General features: G+C 59.9%; 8 protein-coding genes. 2 read left to right on the forward strand and 6 right to left on the reverse strand.

Annotated features, from left to right (window positions below; all coding sequences use genetic code 11):
- Positions 1 to 51 precede the first annotated feature (51 nt).
- A complete protein-coding gene (locus M9Q49_RS16550; RefSeq protein WP_254509914.1) occupies positions 52 to 1,227 on the forward strand; it encodes a tetratricopeptide repeat protein in 1,176 nt (391 codons plus the stop codon).
- Here the strand turns inward: M9Q49_RS16550 and M9Q49_RS16555 are convergent, their stop codons facing one another.
- The 3 genes from M9Q49_RS16555 to M9Q49_RS16565 form a co-directional block, all read right to left on the reverse strand.
- Positions 1,228 to 2,718, reverse strand: a complete 1,491-nt coding sequence (locus M9Q49_RS16555; RefSeq protein WP_254509915.1) for a hypothetical protein — start codon at positions 2,716 to 2,718, stop codon at positions 1,228 to 1,230.
- A gap of 94 nt (positions 2,719 to 2,812) precedes the next feature.
- On the reverse strand, positions 2,813 to 3,577 hold the full coding sequence (locus M9Q49_RS16560) for a polyprenol monophosphomannose synthase (RefSeq protein WP_254509916.1): 765 nt from the start codon (positions 3,575 to 3,577) through the stop codon (positions 2,813 to 2,815).
- Positions 3,578 to 3,689: 112 nt separating this feature from the next.
- Entirely contained in the window at positions 3,690 to 3,869 is a 180-nt protein-coding gene (locus M9Q49_RS16565) for a hypothetical protein (protein WP_254509917.1), read from the reverse strand.
- A gap of 221 nt (positions 3,870 to 4,090) precedes the next feature.
- Between M9Q49_RS16565 and M9Q49_RS16570 the strand changes: the two genes are divergently transcribed.
- Entirely contained in the window at positions 4,091 to 7,090 is a 3,000-nt protein-coding gene (locus tag M9Q49_RS16570) for a TlpA family protein disulfide reductase (protein WP_254509918.1), read from the forward strand.
- Between the two features lie 6 nt (positions 7,091 to 7,096).
- Here M9Q49_RS16570 and amrS read toward each other — a convergent pair whose 3' ends face one another.
- The 3 genes from amrS to M9Q49_RS16585 form a co-directional block, all read right to left on the reverse strand.
- Positions 7,097 to 10,279, reverse strand: a complete 3,183-nt coding sequence (gene amrS, locus M9Q49_RS16575; protein ID WP_254509919.1) for an AmmeMemoRadiSam system radical SAM enzyme — start codon at positions 10,277 to 10,279, stop codon at positions 7,097 to 7,099.
- A gap of 57 nt (positions 10,280 to 10,336) precedes the next feature.
- Positions 10,337 to 12,571 carry an HlyD family efflux transporter periplasmic adaptor subunit gene (locus M9Q49_RS16580; RefSeq protein ID WP_254509920.1) on the reverse strand — a complete coding sequence of 745 codons (2,235 nt, stop codon included), beginning with the start codon at positions 12,569 to 12,571 and terminating at the stop codon, positions 10,337 to 10,339.
- Positions 12,572 to 12,732: 161 nt separating this feature from the next.
- Positions 12,733 to 14,856, reverse strand: a complete 2,124-nt coding sequence (locus tag M9Q49_RS16585; protein ID WP_254509921.1) for an efflux RND transporter periplasmic adaptor subunit — start codon at positions 14,854 to 14,856, stop codon at positions 12,733 to 12,735.
- Between the last annotated feature and the right edge of the window lie 364 nt (positions 14,857 to 15,220).

Raw genomic sequence — 15,220 nt, forward strand, 5'->3', positions numbered from 1 at the left:
CATCGATCAATGACCGGCGCTCCGTGCGCGAGGTCTGCGGAGGGATCTGCCATGAGTTGCACACGCTTGCTCATTTCGTTCGCGGTCTGCGCTGCGCTAACTACATTCGTCAGCGCGCAGCAGCCCAACTCGCTGCGACCCGCGCGCACCGCTCCCACCGAAGCCAAGCCGCAGGGCACGCCGGTGGAGATCAGCCCGGCCAAAGCGATTGCCCGGCAAATGGCCGATGCCTATGCTCTGTCGAAGACGGCGAAGACCGTCGATGAGTACAGCAGCATCATCGAAAACTGCGAGCGAGTACTCGCCGAGCAAACTAGCGAAGAGACAATCAAGTACGCCAAGCAACTCGCTTCGTGGGGCTACAACCGCCGCGGCGAAGCGTTTGCCCAGCAAGCAACAGAGCTGATCGAAAAGGGTGAGGAACGCAAAGCCAACGACCTCGATGCGTTGGCCCTCGAAGACTTTCAGCAAGCGATTACGCTCGACAGCACCAAGTGGAAGGCTTATCACAATCGCGGCGTGAGCCTCGGTTTGCATGGCAAGGTGGAAGAGGCGCTCGCCGATTTCGATCAGGCGCTGAAACTCAAGCCCGATCATGTGAACGGCTGGTTCAATCGGGCCGAGATCAAGTCGCAGCTCGGCCGCTATGCTGAGGCCATCAGCGACTACTCGCAAGTGCTGAAGCTCAAGCCCGATGATCACGGCAGCCTGGTGGGTCGTGCTGCAGCACGGCGACATGTGGGCAAACTCGATGACGCACTGAAAGACATCTCGCACGCGCTGCAGATTCAAGCTGACTATGCTCCTGCCTATTACGAACGGGCCGAAATCGAAATGGGGCTCGGCCAATGGCAGTCTGCGGCGGAAGACTATCGCACGGCGGCTCGCACCGACAACCGCATGGGTCGAGCCTTTCGCGGAGTCGCCTGGCTGATGGCGACTTGCCCTGAGCTGAAGTTCCGCAATTCGAAGCTGGCTCTCGAAGCAGCAGAGAAAGCCATCGATCTCGATGGCGACGACGATTACCGCACTCTCGATGTGTATGCCGCGGCGCAGGCCAACATGGGGCAGTTTGAACAAGCCCAAGCCACGCTACAAAAGGCCATTCAACTCGCGCCGCAAGAGGCACAGGCCGCGCTGCAGGCTCGCCTGCGATTGTATGCAAACAAGCAAGCCTATCGCGAACCGGTCCGGCAGGCTGCTGCACCGGCGAACCTGCCGCGATAGTTAGAGTTGCTCCCAACCGCCGGCGCGCTTGTTGGGTGCCGGCCCTTGAAGCGGTCGCGCCGGACGGCCTGTGAAGACCACGCACATGCCGCCTCGCTGAGCGACGTTGACGACTTGCTTTTGTGAAGCTCGAACGGTGATCGCCACGCCGTACTGCGTGGGTGCAAAGCCCATCACCACATGAAACGGCTCGCTGTGAATTGCTCCATCGGGGCCAATCACGGGGAACTCACTGACCGGCAAACTCGCGATTTGCTGCACGACCCAGCGATTGGGATCGGCTAGCGCTAGCTCAATCGCGGCGTCCCACTCGCCCGGAGAAGTGGCCGGGCCGATGAGCACTCCTTCGCCGCCGCAGGCTCGGTTTGGTTTGAGGACCAGAGTTTCCCGCTCGCGGCGCACATAGGCGAGCAAGTCTCCTTCGCTCCCATCGGGGAAGCTCGTGTTTCGCGGCCGGATTAAGCGAGTCCACAGCACGTGGCGGCGAAAGATCTGCCGCTCGTCGGCGCTGAAGTGCCGTTCGGCGATTTTCGGATCGGTCAGCACTTCCCAGCAACTCTTCTGATCGAGCTCGGCCGTGATCGACGACACCATGCGGTTCTGCTGAAACAGCAGCCGCATGGCCGACACATCCTTGCCCTGATTCTGCAGCGTCAACAAATCGCCGACCATGTAATCGCGGTAAGCGAGGTCGACGACATCGCCCGCGTAATAAACTTCGTTGCCGCGGACCTCGAGCTCGCACGGATCGGCGTGCATTACCTTGAGGCCGTACTGGTCGTGATAAAACCGCGCGAGATCCTCTTGCTCGTCGATGCCGGAGCCGGCGTACTTGGCTTCTACGAAGCAGATGTTCCGCGCCGGCCGGCCGATTGCTTCCAGGTGGTCGCGAATCATCTGCATGAGCATCTCACGAGTGTCCGGCAGCAGCGAGAGACTGAGCTGCGCGTCGCGCCGCACAAGTTGCGGCAGCACGATCTCATGCACCAGTCGCTCCGCCGTGGGCACGAGGTGTAATCCACCAATGCCGCTCAGATTCGGTTCCATGAACTTGAGTGAGTTCTTCCACATCGGGCTGGTGAAGTCGATCACTGCATCGAGCCGACCGAAAATCGGATTGTGATCGCGCTGACTCGGCCCCCAGCATTGCAACAGCCACTCTTCCTCGGCGGCTGGAATGCGGAGGACCTCGCGGACGAGAAAGTCCTGAAAATAAAGCTCCGGCAACCGCTTCAGCGCGTTCTGCAGCGTGAGCGAAACATAATGCAGATACGAAATCTGATCGGGCAGCGCTGCCAGCGGACAAGGAAACAGGCTGACGACTTCCTGCTGGCCATCGCGCAGATAAATCAGGTGCCGCGCGAACGATTCGCTGCGCAACTTCGTGAGCAGTTCATTCACCTCGGCATCGCTGAACGCGGCAAACGCCTTCCGCACCTGACTAGCCAGGTGAAAGCCACCAAGTCCCACTTCTTCCGCCAGCGTGAGCATGCCCGGCCATCCTTTCCGTTCGGTGAATGCCTGGATTATCGCGGCCTTCGTGCGGGCAGGACAGTCGGCAGTCAAATACTGCCCGGTGGTTCGCTCAAACTCCGACCCAATTCTTCACGCCCATGCGGAAGATGATCCAAAGTGCGGCGAGCGCTTCTTTGCTGTTGATCTTCGACTGGCCTCGTTCACGATCGGCGAAAATAATCGGCGTTTCGTCGAAGCGAGCACCGACCCTTTTCAGGTGCCAAAGAATCTCTTCTTGAAACGAATAGCCGCGGCTGCGGATGCGGCTGAAGTCGAGTTTGGCGAGCGTCGAAACGCGAAAGCACCGATACGCGCCGCTGCAATCCTTGGGCGAGAGTCCCAGCGAGGTGCGAGCGTAGAAGTTGACGCACTGGCTCATTAGCCGGCGTTTGAGTGGCCAATCTTTCACACCGCCGCCGGGGCAATAGCGCGAGCCGATCATCACGTCGGCGTTGTCCATGCCGGCGAGCATGGCGGGAATGTAGCGAGGGTGATGGCTAAAATCGGCGTCGAGATTTAGCAGATAGTCGTACTCGTGGTCGATGGCATATTGCATCGCGGCGATGGTCGCCGTGCCGAGGCCCAACTTGCCGGCCCGATGCAGCACATGCACCCGCTCATCGCCATGCGACTTTTCGTCGGCCCACTTACCCGTGCCATCGGGAGAGTTGTCGTCGATAACCAGAATGTCGACCTGCGGCGCGACGGCGAAAATTTCGTCGACCAGCAACGGCAGATTTTCGAGCTCGTTGTAGGTCGCCACGCTGACCAGCGTGCGCGGCGAACGGCTGGCGACGGAGTTTTCGGTGTCGGACATCGCGGCAGTGAGAGGCATGGAAATCGGCCCATGAGGATTCGCCGGCGAAAACCGCGCAGCGACATCTCTACTTTACCCCATGGTGGAAATCACGCATTCGCGCGATCGGCCGGCAACTTCGTTGCAATCGTTAAGCGCGGAGTTTGGTTGCTTCGGCTTCGAGGGCAGCGATCTCTTTTTCCAGCTTCTTCACTTCTTCCACGTCGTCCATCTGCTTTTTGGCGCCGGCCAGTTGCTGCTTGAGCATCGGCAGCTTTTGGCGGATGACTTCGAGGCGTTTCTTGGCTTTGCCGTCCATCAATGAACTCACGATCGGAAGAGAGGAACAGGGTGCGTTGGTTGTAACGTAATCCAAGTGCTGGCAAGGCAACAGAGCTAATCGTTCGTCTGCTGTGGCGCGGGGCGTTTTCCAATATCGGGGATGCTTATTTTCCGTAACTCCCTTAAAATCCGGACATTAGTTCGGTTGCCAGCCGCGGCGAGGGTTCGCGGCGGCTTGGCAGCGATTGGATGGATGGGTTAGGTGCTGTGATGGCAGTTCGCTCGCGTTTGGCGTGGCTGGTTTTGGGCATGATGCTGGCTGGCGGACTGACTGGCTGCGGCGGCGATGGCCAACCCGTAACGGCCGAAAAATCGAAGTTTCGCCCGGCCGAAGAAACCGTCGGGTTGCCGCCAACGGATGTGCCGCGAGGATTGCCCACCGGCAATAGCGGCGAGAATCAGCCTGCCGATCAAAAGCTGATTATCGAAAAAAGTGCGGGCACGACGCCTCCCGCCGTAGCCGAAAACGGCGGCAAGCAACCGCCGGCCACTCCGAACGAAAAGGGAACTCCCGAAACGCCAGCCGCTCCGGCCGGCGGCAAGGAAGTTACCGTCTCGCAAGAAGTGAAGCAGATGGTGGTGATGATTCAGGAGATGGTCGAAACGCCTCCGCCCGGAAATAACGAAAACGAGCAACTGACTAATCTGGCCAAACGGCAAGCCATGATCGTCGAGCTGTCGCAACGAATCCTGGCCGCCAATGCCCATCCGCAAGTCAACGACTTCGCGTTGGGCAGTGCCGCTCAAGCTCTCCGCATGCTGGGCGAGCTCGGCGATCCCTCGGCCCCCATGCGCATGGCTACCTTCGCCAAGGCAGTGGCCGCGAGCCCCAACGCCGACATCGCCCGCAAAGGCCGGCTGATGCTTTTCAACGGCAACGTCTCCGCCCAGTTGGCTGCGAAGAAGGTCGATGCTCCCGCCATTCTGAAAGAGCTCGAAAAGCTGCTGGCCGACGACGCTGGCGATCAAGATGTGCTGATGATCGCCAGTGAGGTTTGCCAAGTGCTGGGCGATCGCGGCTATCGCGACGAAGCGGTGAAGGGAATGCGGGCTATCGCCGCGGCTTACAAAGACCACAAAAGCGAACAGCTGGCCGCTGCCGGCAAGATGCATGAATACTCGGCTAACTTGATCGAGCTCAACGTGCGCGGCCTGCTCAAAGATGTGCTCGCCAAAAAGCCGGATGCCAATGAAAAGCTCCTCACTGGCGTGCAAGGATTGTTAACGGAAACGAGCCCAAGCCCTGCTTATATCCAAGCCATCGTCGATATTATTTCGCAGCTCGAAAAGAGCGGCCATGAAGAGCTGGCCAAGCAGTTTCTCGGTATTTTCGAGACCGGCTATGCGAAGCACGAAAATGCGGAGATCACGAAGTTCATCGCTCGCTACGCCGAGATGACCCGCAAGCGATTTGCCATGGTCGGCCAACCGTTTGCGGCTTCGGCCGTCAGCATCGAAGGCAAAGACAAGCCCGGCGTGCCGCTCGATTTGCAGGCGATGAAGGGGAAAGTGCTGCTCGTTTGCTGCTGGCGGACCGACATCGAATCGGCCCGCAACGATCTGCCGGTGTTGCGGCAAACTACGGAGAAGCTGCAGCCGCAAGGACTCGAAGTGATCAGCCTCGTGCTCGATACGCAGCTTGCCGAATTGCAAACCGTGCTGCAATTCAATCGCTCGTTCATTCCTTGGACCGTGTATGTTTCGCCCGACGTCGCCAAGGGGGAGAAGTTTCAAGACTGGCACGAAAGCAGTCTAGCCAAGGAACTGAATCTGTTCGGCCTGCCGCTATACATTCTGGTCGACAAGGAAGGCAAAGTGGATTCGCTCCACTACAAGCTCGACTCGGAAAAGCTCGGTCTGCGGTTGAAGGAACTGTTGGGATTGCCCGAAGTGCCGAAGTTCGAATTCCAACCGCCGCCGCCATTGTCGATTGATAATCCCACGATTCCCAAGGCCGAACCGACGCCAAGTAACGCGCCGTCGGCTGGGCCACCGGCGCCGCAGCCGCCAACTCCACCGGCTCCTGCTGTTCCTGCGCCCGCTGCGTCTGAGCCAAAAATCACTGAACCAAAAGCTGCCGAGCCGAATAAGCAAGGGAGTTTGATTCCGGATCTGCGGCAGATCGATCGGCAGTTGGCCGGGCTCTTTTCGCCCTTTGGTTTGCTTTCGGTCCTCGCTGCCGACGAACCCGCGCCGGCTGCCGAGGCGAATCCTTATCTCGCCAAGCCGGATCTGACTGCGAATCAGCTCAACGATTGGATCGAGCGGATGCTCGATAAGCCGAAGACCATTCAATCGCGGCCTGGATTTTCTGCCGCCATCGCCGAGGCCTGCGACCGCATCCTGGCCGACAAAACCGCCAAGGAAAATGCGCAACTGGTGGCCATCGAGAACAAGCTCGCGATTCTCCATCGCGCGGCCTGCGACGGCGACGAAAAAGCCGATCAGCAACTGGCTGCATTCGTGGCAACGCTCAAGGATGACGCTCGGCCGCGGATCGCGCGCCAGACGTCGTTTTTTCAAGAAGAACGCAAAGTCCTCGACGCCAGCGACGCCAAGCCGGAAGAAATCACATCGCTGCTGAAAGAACTACAAGACTTCTACGGCAAGGAAAAGCTCGCCGCGAAGCATTTGCGGATGGCTTCCGGAACTGTCGATCTGATCAACAAGCTCGAAGATGGCGACGCGCGCGAAAAGCACTTCAGCGAGTTCGGCGCCGTCTTTGCCAAGAGCAGCGACAAGGAACTGGCCCGCTACGGCAAGAAGCTCGCGAAGAAACCCGAGACCAAAGAATCGGACCTCGTCGGCAAACCGCTCGAGCTCGGCGGCAACACTGCGGACGACAAAGCCTTTGTCTGGGAGAAGTACCGCGGCAAGGTCGTGATCGTTGACTTCTGGGCTACCTGGTGCGGCCCCTGCCGCAAAGAAATGCCGAACGTCAAAGCATTCCGCGATCAGCACAAGGACCAAGGCTTCGAAATCGTCGGCGTGAGTGTCGACAAGGATCTGGAAGCGTTGGCCGCATACCTGCAAGAAAACCAAATCCCTTGGGAAACACTCGCCGGCGACGAAGCGGGCGAACTGGCGGAAAAGTACGGCGTGCGCGGCATTCCCACGATGATGCTCGTCGATCAAAAAGGCATCGTCGTCGCAGTGGCCCACAACATCGCCGCGCTCGCGCCGCAGGCCGAGAAGCTGCTCGCAAAGTAGTCGCTCTTATAAGAACAGCACGCCGGCATAACCGACTACCCGCGACGAATCACCCGTTACATCTGCACTCGTCGCATAGCCAATCCGCTCTACGCGTTGAAGCTTATTCAGTTGGCGCAGTGTCTCGACGACGATCACGGCGGGGACCAACCCGCACATGCTGATTTCCTGATCGCGCACGGTTTCGAAAAGCGTGGCTGGATCGAGCGTTTCGAGCGATTGCAGCGCGATCTCATCCAGCCGACGGTTTTCGGCATCGGTGGCAAAGTGATTCATGTCGCTCCAGACGATGAGGAGCGGCGGTTCTGGGAGTGAGCGGATGACTTCAGCAAGTCCGGTCGCGAAACGCAGGCACTGCGCGAGAGTAGCCTGACCAAGCGCGATTCCGGTCACTTTGGAATTCGGCGCCAGTCGCGCGAGGAATGGCAGCTCTACTTCGACTGCATGTTCCTGTGCATGAGCAGCAGCATCGAGTTGCAGGCCAGGAATCTTCTGGCAAAGCAATTCCGCCAGTTCCCGGTCGGCGGCGAGCTGCGCACCGGGAACCGCCCACGCTGCTTGCGGGGCGACAGCCCAATCGACGCCATGTGGCGTGTGCTTGGGGCCGATCACAATCACGCGCTGCGGAATCTGCACTCGCCGCAGCACGTCGGCGGCGATCTTTCCCGAGTAGATCAGGCCCGCATGGGGCACCATCACGGCGGGAACGGATTGCTTCTCAGCCGATTCGCCTGCCAGGCAACGATCGACCAGCGCGTTCAGCTCGCGGACATCTGCAGGATAAAACCGGCCCGCCTGTGCTGCTGGCCGAACATCGGGGCCGTTAGCGGGCTGAGGAAACTGTGCCCAGGTTGTGCTCTGCGCTGTCGAAGCGGCGGCGAGGCTGAAGATTGATGCTGGTTCTTCCGGATCGATGCGAGCCGCTTCGATGGCCCGCTGCAGCAATGACTCCGCCGTGGCCTGCGAATCAAAGGCCACGGCCGTTCGTTGCCGCTGAATCGCGATCAGCGCCCGCCGCGCGGGGTCGATGCCGCGCAGATCCGGGTCGTCGATCGTTCCATGCAAGGCAACGTCGGTGAGAACCGTCAGCTCAGCAACGCAATCGCGTAACAACGCTTCAGCCACTCGCTGATTGCCCAGTTGCTCGCCCAACTGCTGAGCAATTTGAAACAGCGACGATTGCAGCGGCAGCGAATCACGCAAATTCAACCGGCAAGACTGCCCGAGCGACTGGCCATCTTTCGTCGCGAGCTTCGCCACCAAACCAGAGATATTGCCATCAGCGGCACCGTGCGCGAAATAGTTCGGTGTTGCTCCGGTTGCGGCAGCAATCACGTTGTCGCGAAAGAAGCTCGTCAAGATTCGCAAATCGGCTGTACTCAGCGCTGGCGACGCGGGAGCTGAAGCGTTCGATAACTGGGCGAGCGGTGCGTGGTAGCTCACGCCCTCGAATGTCCACAACTGCGTGTCGTGATCCTTCCACGCCGTTGGCGGCAAACCGGCTTTGCGGCAGACCTGGCGGAGAAATTCTTCCGCGCTAAAACCTTGGTCGACGGCGACACCTGGTAGCAGCAAGCCGCGCGAATTGCCGCGGGCGATCTGTAAGCCGTGCTTGCCGATCACGACGACGCCTTCGCGCGCAACACCTTGAGATTCAACAGGCTGCATGTTCGAGAGAACCCACACTTCCAAATCCAGAAACGGCAACTCGCTCGGCGAGATTGGCGGAAAACGCGGGTCATCACTCGCGGTACGCTGCGCCGAATGGGCCAGCGATTGCTGCAGCGGCGTGAGTTGGCCGAGCGAACCGCAGCAACCTCGCAATTGGCCGCTGCGTTTCGCGCTGACGAAGGTGCCCAGGACTTGCTGCTGTGCTTGCTCGGCCGGCAGTCCAGCCGTTGATTCCAGCGGTTGCCGGAGAACGCAACTGCACAGCGCCTTCGCGGCAAACTGCAAGAGCTCTCGGCCTGGTTCATTTGTGAGAGGATTCATCGTTGGTGTCCGCTTCGAGAGAGAGGATTCGATTTGCAGCAGCGGCGGCTCGGGGCTGTTTTTGGGTTCCGCTTCCGCCACCGCATACGAACTGATCCGGACGGGCTGTCTGCGACTTCCCCACGTGCCGGCCGCATCGTGAAAGCGGCCGGCGATCGCGGCGCCGCAGTGAGCACAACTCTGATTGCGTACGGCATACGAGCGAATCTCGTAGCCGACGCGGTCGATCACCGGCCGGCGACAGTTCGGACAATACGTGCTTTGCTGCGCTGGCGAATGAATGTTGCCGACATAGGGATATCGCAGCCCAGCGGATTTCGCGAGGTCATAGGCAGCGAACAGCGTTTCGGGTCGCGTGTTGCCGCGGTCTCGCATTCGAAAATCAGGATGAAACGCCGTGAAATGGATCGGCACATCCGCGCCCAACTCGCGTAGCAGCCAGTCGCACATCTGTTGCACTTCGTCGCGCGTGTCGTTGGCATCGGGAATGATCAGATTCGTGACTTCCAGCCAAACATCGCTCTCGTGAACGAGCCACTTCAGCGTGTCGAGCACTGGTTGCAGATGCGAAAGGGTGACGTGCTTGTAAAAGTCTTCGCTGAATGCTTTCAGATCGACGTTGGCCGCGTCCATGTATTCAAAGAACGGCCCGCGCGCTTCCGGCGTGATGTAACCTGCCGTCACCGCGACGGTTTTGATGCCCGCCGCGCGACAGGCCTTCGCGGTGTCGATCGCGTATTCGGCCCACACGACCGGATCGTTGTACGTGAACGCCACGCTATCGCAGCCGAGTTCTTTGGCGGCGGCGGCGATCGTCGCGGGCGTGGCTTCCTCGCTCAGCCGTTCGACTTCGCGCGATTTCGAGATGTCCCAGTTCTGGCAGAACTTGCAGCCCAGGTTGCAGCCCGCCGTGCCGAAGGAAAGAACGCTGGTGCCGGGATAGAAATGATTCAGCGGCTTCTTTTCGATCGGGTCGATGCAAAAGCCAGTGCTGCGGCCATAGGTGGAGAGAATCATCTCGCCGGCGATGTTCTCGCGAACAAAGCAAAAGCCGCGATCGCCGGGCCGCAAGACACAAGCTCGCGGACACAGGTCACAGTGAATGCGGCTCGGTTCGTCGGTTTCATGCCACCAACCGCCCGGCTGATGAAAGCCGGCAGTCGGGTTGGGCGAAGGTGGCTGAATGACGCTGCGCATGTCGACCGCGAGAAGAACGACGGCGGAAAATCCAAGCCACTATTCTACTCGTCGCGGCTACAACTCAAACCGAAACGTCCGGCAGATCATGCGCCAAGCGTGCTGAGCGAGCGTGAGCGAACCGGCGTGAATGCGGGCTTCGCCGGTCCCTTCGGCGACCCAGCGGTCGTCGGTTTCGCCGAGCGGCACGCTGGCTTGATAGGTTTCCGAAACCGGGTGCTCACCGCCGTCGCTGCCGGTATGTGTCGAAATCCGACCGCCCGATTTGGTCGACAGGCTCGGCGGCACGGCGTTCCACGGTTGTTCCGAGATGTGTTCGATCGAGCCGCGGAGTTTTTCACCCGGCCATTGATCGAGCACGATTTCGACCGGTTGACCCGCACGAATGAACTCCATCGCATTTTGATCGAGTGCGAGAACGGCTTCGAATTGGCCCGTCGGCGAAACCTTGCCGAGGAGCGTTCCTTTGTCGAGAAACGCGCCGTGATTCTTTGCCGCGAGTGGCCGACCATTCCAACCGGCTAACGTAACTTTGTCGGCGTGGGAGTTCGTTCGCTCGGGCGGCGGCAAGAACTGCCCGGCGAACGGCGCTACGATGGTGAGCTTTTGCAGCTCGGCTTCACGCTGTTGCAGTTGACCGACGATGGCGGCCAGGGCTTCTTCGGTTTGCGAGAGTTGCCGCAGGGCTTCGCTATCGGTGTGCGCTCGTTGTCGCAGGCCTTCGATCTTGGTTTCGAGTTCGTCACGGCGGGCCCGCAGTTTTTGCGCGGCGATCTTGGCGTCGATGTTGGTCAGCCTGGCCAGCGGTTGTCCCGCAAGGACCGAACCGCGATCGAGCCAAACGGCTTCGATTTCGCCTGGCACTTCCACATAGATGGCTTCGGCGCCGCGCGGCTGCAGCAGCACTGGGGCCGAAATGTAATGCGGCAGCGGCACGCAACAGGCCGCGGCAACCGCCCCCACCGCCAGCGAGCTGCTGATGACGACACGTAATGGTTTCATCCGCTGCCTCCTCCCTGGAACTCTCAAAGATTGCACGAGCCGCCACACCGGCATCACGATCATCAGCGCGAGCGAACCGACCGCCATCCCTTGGCCGATGATCGACAGACCGTATGGCTTGAAGACTTGCGTGAGAAACCACAGCACCGAAAAAGTCACGACCCAGCCGTAGAGCGTCGACGCGATGCAAAACGCCGCGAACCACAACCGGCCGCGCACCGGCAAAAAGGGATCGATGTTTTCCTTGACGCCGAGGAACCAGGTCGCCGCTTTGCTGCGTACGAGCGACGAGGCCTTCTGCCGCAGATTGGGAATCTCGAGCAAATCGCACAAAATGTAATAGCCGTCGTAGCGCATTAGCGGGTTGGCGTTGAACATCAGCGTGCTGACCGAGCAGACAAACATCGTGTTGATGCACAGATGATTGACCAGCCCCGGCTCGGTGAACCACCAGATCCACGTGCAGGCCGCGGCGAGCAACAGCTCGATATACATGCCGGCGGCGCCGATCATGGCCCGCTTCCACTTGCTGGGAATGACCCACGCATCGGTCACGTTGCAATACAGGCAGGGCGTGAACACAAGCAGCATCAGGCCCAGCTCATGACTGTGCCCGCCGTAACGCCGGCAAGAGACACCGTGGCCAAACTCGTGCAGAACCTTCACCAGCGACATGATCACCGCGAGCAGCAACCAATTGCTGACGGCAAAAAATTCGCGAAATCGCGGCAGTTTCTGCGAGAATTCATCCCACTGCACGCCAATCAGCGCGAGCGCAGAAAGACCGAAGCACACGCCGAAGAAAATGGCGATCGGCGAGAACAGCCAGCCGAAGTTGGCGTTCAAAACAGTAAGGAGCCAGTCGGGATCGAAGCCCCGAAACCGCATGGCGAGCGGATTGCTGAGCGTCGCCCAGAACTTTTGACGCGACCGCTGTTCATTGCGCGTGCGGAGTGATTCACCTTGCCCAGGCGCGAGTGAAACCAGCAAGTTGCTGCGATGGAGCATCGTCAACAATTGCTGCAGCGCGGCGATCGAAAGCTTCTGCGGGGCGAATTGCTCTTCGAATCGAGTCTGCAAATCGCTGAGGCTCGTCTGGCCATCGAGCCACGAGAGGAGCGTGAATTCTTCTTCCTCGAAGCGATAGTACTTAAGTGCCAGTGGATCTTTGATGACCCAGCATGAACGGCCTTGCCACGTTTGTTGCACCAGCTCCAAGTCGCTGCGCATGCGCAAACCCAGCGCTCGGCTGGTGCTTGCGGAGTACAGGTCTTGGAGGGAATTTTGCATGGCTTAGTTGGCTGGATTGGGGAGGGCGAGGCTCCTGCCGAGCCGGGGGTGCGATGGAATTGACGATCGATATCTAACTATCGCTGCTAAATCAATCGATTGAATTTGGTTGAAGTGCGATTCCACCGCGGCTCGGCGGGAGCCTCGCCCTCCCGAACAAACTACAACCAGAAAAGCACTTTCGTCTGCACCGTTTCCAGCAGATCGACGAACCACACAAACCCCAGCGGCCGTTCGCCGCAGTAAAGCTTGCCGGTCACGGTCACCTGATCGTGCAGTTCCGGCAACCGCGATTTATCGACCTGCACGCGGACGAGAATAGTGTTTCCTTCTTCGCCGCGGACTTGGGCCGTTTGTTCGACTTCGACAACCTTGCCGACGAATGTCTGGCCTGGATGACTGGCGAGAGTGAATGACACTTCGAGTGGTTCGCGAGTTCGCTCGTTCGGTTTCATTTGCCGTGCCGCGGCGAGGTGCTTGAGTCGCCGTTCGGGAACATAGAGCTCCAGTTCCCATGGCCCGCCCGGATCGGCGATCGACAGCAGGGCCTGGCCGCGCTCGACGGGGCGATGCAGCAGCAGTTGCTCGACTTTCCAAGTGACGACATGGCCCGCGGTTGGCGAGAGAACTTGCAGCCGCTTTTGCTTCTCACGGAAGAGAGCCAGCTCGCGATCGAGATTTCGCAGCCGTTGATTCAGTTCGAGCAACTCGGCATTCAGGCGGTTTTCATCGGCCGTCGACAGCCGAGCGCCGTTGTTATTACGGTTGTCGAGCAAGGCGCGTTGCGTGGCGGCTTGCTGTTCGCTGGCCGTGTTTTGCTCGCCGAGAATCGTGGTCAATTCTTCTTCGAGCTCGTGACTGCTGAGCTGCATCAGCGGTTGATTCGGCTGCACAAAGTCGCCGTGGCGGACATTGAGCGAATCGACCACGCCGCTGATCGGCGCGAAAACTTCGCGGCGTTCGGCGGGCTGCAGCTTGCCCCGCGCGGCGACTTCGAAATCGGCAGGCACGAGCACAAGTGCGGCGACGATTGCGGCGAGCGCGATGACGACGGCGAGCGTCTTCGGCAAGGCTCGCAGCGACGCGACCACGCCGAGGCTGCCGATGACTTTCCAAACTGGCAGCAGGAAAACGCTTTGATGCGACTTCACGGCAGCCAGCGCCGAGGCGCTGTGCTGGGCGACGAGTTCCACGCGTTTGGATAAGTCCGCCGTCGGGCGGTCATCGGACAACTGTTCGACGATGATGGCGCCCAGGAGCGGCAACTCGCTGGCGCGAATCGGCTGATCGGTGTTCGCCGGCGCGATGGTGAGGGGCACCACCCCCAGCAACCGCGCGTGCGATTGATCGAGATAGGCCTGCAGCGCCGCTTCGATCTGTGGCGGCACATCGCCGGAAGCATGCGTATGCCAGAACGGCTCGCGGGCCTTGAGGACGCAGCGCGTCAGTTCGGCAAGCCGTTTTACCTGAGCAGCACGGCGGTCGAGCGAATCGAGACCGCTGACGGCGAGAACTTCGCAGCGTCCATTTTTCCAGAGGACCAGCGACACGCGCTCGCAGCCGACAATCCGCCGCCCTTCGTTAGCGATCGCATACGCGGTCGGCATGAGTTCGAGTGAGCGGTGCACAGCAAGCACAAACTGTTCGACTTGTTGCCACAGGGCCTGGCGGTCGCGCATTTGTTTCAGGTGCTGCGTCTTCAAAAAGTCGCCGGCCAGATCGGCCATCTGCACCAGAAAGCGGAGGTAACCGCGCTGTGTCGTCGGCCCACCGCCGGGGCGCTGAAAGACTTCGACGATCGCCTGCGTCTCACCTTCGAGCAACAACGGCGCGACGACGAGCAGGTGCTGCGTGGGGTTGTCTTGACTCTTCAGGTCGGCGGCAGCACCAGCATGCGGCGGCACAACTAGGGCCTGCTTCGATTCGGCGACGCGGGCGAGCAAACCACGATGCGCCGGCAGGTCCTGATCAACGGGAAAACCGGTCGCTGGAAAGTTGGCGTGGAAGGCGAGGTGCAAACCACCTTCTTGCTTCAGCCAAACCGCACCGCCGACAGCAGCCATCGCCGCGAGCACGCGGGAGAGAAAACCCTCGTAAAACTCCGACGGCGAAACGTCGCTCGCCGCGAGCTGGGCGACTTCGCCGACGAGATTGCGGATCTCGTTCCGCGTGTCTTGCAGCAGCGTGGGATCGACCGGTTCCGTTGCGGGTTGCGTGTACGCACCGGGCGGCACGAACACCGGCTGGGGTGTGGTCGTTGTCGGTCGAGATGCCTGCGAAGTCATGCTGGCAACGGCTCGCGAAAAGTAGTTCGAACGCGCACTGCGGCTCGTCTATCTTCGGCGACGGCGGACTGCTGACTGGCGTTAGAATCGCTGCGATCGTCGCAGATTGCCAAAATCTGCCGCCGGGGCGTCCGCTACGGCGGGGGTAATATATAACAGGTTATGCGATTTTCTGAAAAATCGCAAAATATTGCAATGAAATGACTTGCGTCGATTAACAAGCTAAAAACCGGCTCCGCATATAACCTTTTATAACCTTCCGGACACGCCAGACATCTGCCATTGAAGTAGTGGCAAATTGGGTCGCGGCAGCCAATAAAAAAGGCTGTTGCCTCTTGGGAAGAAGCAACAGCCAGAGTTGATG

The organism is Anatilimnocola floriformis, from assembly GCF_024256385.1.
Classification (GTDB): Bacteria; Planctomycetota; Planctomycetia; order Pirellulales; family Pirellulaceae; genus Anatilimnocola; species Anatilimnocola floriformis.

Excerpts from the sequence above, each read along its gene's own strand:
- M9Q49_RS16550 (WP_254509914.1), top strand. The coding sequence starts at position 52 with ATGAGTTGCACACGCTTGCTCATTTCGTTCGCGGTCTGCGCTGCGCTA.
- M9Q49_RS16580 (WP_254509920.1), bottom strand. The coding sequence starts at position 12,571 with ATGCAAAATTCCCTCCAAGACCTGTACTCCGCAAGCACCAGCCGAGCG.
- amrS (WP_254509919.1), bottom strand. The coding sequence starts at position 10,279 with ATGCGCAGCGTCATTCAGCCACCTTCGCCCAACCCGACTGCCGGCTTT.
- M9Q49_RS16570 (WP_254509918.1), top strand. The coding sequence starts at position 4,091 with ATGGCAGTTCGCTCGCGTTTGGCGTGGCTGGTTTTGGGCATGATGCTG.
- M9Q49_RS16585 (WP_254509921.1), bottom strand. The coding sequence starts at position 14,856 with ATGACTTCGCAGGCATCTCGACCGACAACGACCACACCCCAGCCGGTG.
- M9Q49_RS16560 (WP_254509916.1), bottom strand. The coding sequence starts at position 3,577 with ATGCCTCTCACTGCCGCGATGTCCGACACCGAAAACTCCGTCGCCAGC.
- M9Q49_RS16555 (WP_254509915.1), bottom strand. The coding sequence starts at position 2,718 with ATGCTCACGCTGGCGGAAGAAGTGGGACTTGGTGGCTTTCACCTGGCT.